Origin of the sequence: Oerskovia sp. NPDC060287 (assembly GCF_042726775.1) — a bacterium.
Taxonomy (GTDB): domain Bacteria; phylum Actinomycetota; class Actinomycetes; order Actinomycetales; family Cellulomonadaceae; genus Oerskovia; species Oerskovia merdavium.
In genome coordinates this window covers 1-2,923 of sequence record NZ_JBHXBO010000359.1, presented here as the reverse complement: position 1 = coordinate 2,923, position 2,923 = coordinate 1, and the positions used below count along the sequence as shown (strand labels likewise).

Here is a 2,923-nt window from a genome sequence, read left to right as displayed (position 1 = left end):
GTTGCGTCGCTGCACCCGGGCGCGTGGCGCCGTCGGGCATGCCGGGCGACGGGTCGCCTCAGCGCATCCAGGCCGGCACGCCCACGCGCTCCGCGACCCCGCCCAGCCCCCACGTGCTGCCCGCACGGGTCAGGGCCACGACGATCACGACGAGCGCGGTCACGACGTGGTCCTCGACGACCGGGTTGGTGGAGCCCGCGGCCACGGGCCACGTCGTGGCCCACAGCAGCGCCATGAGGAGCGTGCCCGAGACCGCGGCGACGCGCGTCCCGACGCCCAGGAGGAGCGCGAGGCCCGTCGCGCCCATGCCGAGCATGAACAGCCAGTCGGTCGCGGGGCCGGCCAGGGCGCCGAACGTGTCGGCGAACGGCCCCGAGAGCGAGGACAGGTAGCCCTGGGTCGGGGAACCACCGCCGACCCACGCACGCTCGGCGGGGGTCGCGTAGCCCAGGCCGAAGGTCTTGTCGAGCACGGGCCACAGGAAGACGAGCGAGATCGCGATGCGCAGCACGGCCAGCGCTCGGCGTGCCGCGGGCAGCGTGACGACAGGGGGCGTGGTCGCGTGCGGTGCGGCTGTGGGGTCGGTCGAGATGGGCGTGGAGCGGGGGTTCAGGGTCGGTGCAGCGGTGGCCTGGCTCATGGGTCTGGTCTCCCTGGTCGATGGGTCGTCCGCCGGACGGCGCGGGGGCCGGGGTGCGGGACGAGGTGCTGCCTGCGGGGACCGCGGTCCCCTCGTGGTCGAGGGATCGGCCTCTGCGGGCCAGTGGCGGCGGGGTCCGAGCAGCCCTGTCAACTAACCACCGGGGTGAAGTCGCCTGCAACCTTTTGAGCAGATTGACGGGTTTTCCCGTATCGGTGGTGCTACGTAGGGGGATCGCACATCCGGTCCCGGGTGGGAGCGCTGCCTCCCGGCGGGGACCACGAGCCGGACGCCCGACCTGCGGGGTCCGGGGCGGGCGTAGTGTGTCCGAGCGGTCACCTCCCAGGCCGCAGCACCACGTGAAGGAGCTGAACCGCCATGAGTCGCCCCCTGCGCTCTCGGACGTCCACCCACGGCCGCAACATGTCCGGTGCCCGCGCGCTCTGGCGCGCCACCGGCATGGGCTCCGAGGACTTCGGCAAGCCGATCATCGCGATCGCGAACTCGTACACGCAGTTCGTACCGGGCCACGTCCACCTCAAGGACATGGGCGACCTGGTCGCGTCCGCGATCCGCGAGGCCGGCGGCGTCTCCAAGGAGTTCAACACCATCGCGGTCGACGACGGCATCGCGATGGGCCACGCGGGCATGCTCTACTCGCTGCCCAGCCGCGACCTCATCGCGGACTCGGTCGAGTACATGGTCAACGCGCACTGCGCGGACGCCATCGTGTGCATCTCCAACTGCGACAAGATCACGCCCGGCATGCTCAACGCCGCGCTGCGCCTCAACATCCCCGTCATCTTCGTCTCCGGCGGCCCCATGGAGGCGGGCAAGGTCGTCGTCGCCGACGGTGTGGCCTCGACGCGCCTGAACCTCGTCAACGCGATCAACTACGCCGCGGACGACAACGTCAGCGACGAGGCGCTCGCGCAGGTCGAGGAGGCCGCGTGCCCCACGTGCGGCTCGTGCTCGGGCATGTTCACCGCGAACTCGATGAACTGCCTCACCGAGGCCCTGGGCCTGTCCCTGCCCGGCAACGGCTCGACGCTCGCGACCCACGCCGCGCGCAAGGAGCTCTTCCTCGAGGCAGGCCGCACGATCGTCGACCTCGCGCGTCGGTACTACGACGAGGAGGACGACTCGGCCGCGCCGCGCAACATCGCGACCAAGGCCGCGTTCGCCAACGCCATGACGCTCGACGTCGCGATGGGCGGCTCGACCAACACGGTCCTGCACATCCTCGCGGCCGCCCAGGAAGGCGAGATCGACTTCGACCTGACGGACATCGAGCGCATCAGCCGCCAGGTCCCGTGCCTGTCCAAGGTCGCGCCGAACCACCCCAACTTCCACATGGAGGACGTCCACCGCGCGGGCGGCATCCCCGCGCTCCTGGGCGAGCTCGACCGTGCCGGTCTCCTGGACCACGACGTGACGTCGGTGCACACCCCGACGCTGCGCGAGTGGCTCGACGACTGGGACGTGCGCGGAGGCAAGGCGACCGAGCAGGCTGTCGAGCTGTTCCACGCCGCGCCGGGCGGGGTCCGCACCACGCAGGCGTTCTCGACGTCGAACCGGTGGGACCACCTCGACACCGACGCGGCCGACGGCTGCATCCGCGACCTCGAGCACGCGTACACGGTCGAGGGCGGCCTGGCCGTGCTCCGTGGCAACCTCGCCGAGGACGGCGCGGTGTTCAAGACCGCGGGCGTCGACCCCGACGTGTTCCACTTCGTCGGCAGGGCGCTGGTCTGCGAGTCGCAGGACGAGGCCGTCGAGAAGATCCTCACCAAGCAGGTCGAGCCCGGCCACGTGGTCGTCGTGCGCTACGAGGGCCCCGCGGGCGGACCCGGCATGCAGGAGATGCTCTACCCCACGTCCTTCATCAAGGGCCGTGGCCTGGGCAAGGTCTGCGCGCTCATCACCGACGGCCGCTTCTCGGGCGGGTCGAGCGGCATCTCGGTGGGCCACGTCTCGCCCGAGGCCGCGGCCGGGGGCGTGATCGGCCTGGTCGAGGACGGCGACGAGATCGAGATCGACGTCGACACACGCCTCATCCGCGTCAACGTGCCCGACGAGGTCCTCGCCGAGCGTCGCGCCAAGATGGAGGCGCGCGAGAACCCCTGGCAGCCCGTCGACCGCGACCGCTACGTCTCGCCCGCGCTGCAGGCCTACGCCGCGATGGCGACGTCCGCCGACCGCGGTGCGGTGCGCGACGTGTCGCTGCTCAAGCGCCGCTGAGCCACGCACCCGCACGACGACGACGGGCCCGCCCCGAGCAGG

General features: G+C 71.8%; 2 protein-coding genes. One reads left to right on the top strand and one right to left on the bottom strand.

The window, feature by feature from the left end; all coding sequences use genetic code 11:
- Positions 1-58: 58 nt before the first annotated feature.
- Positions 59-640 carry a DoxX family protein gene (locus ACFWFR_RS18835; protein ID WP_377624113.1) on the bottom strand — a complete coding sequence of 194 codons (582 nt, stop codon included), beginning with the start codon at positions 638-640 and terminating at the stop codon, positions 59-61.
- 378 nt (positions 641-1,018) lie between these two features.
- On the opposite strand from ACFWFR_RS18835, the gene ilvD reads away from it, so the two are divergent.
- A complete protein-coding gene (gene ilvD, locus ACFWFR_RS18830) occupies positions 1,019-2,881 on the top strand; it encodes a dihydroxy-acid dehydratase (protein WP_191803499.1) in 1,863 nt (620 codons plus the stop codon).
- Positions 2,882-2,923: the final 42 nt, after the last annotated feature.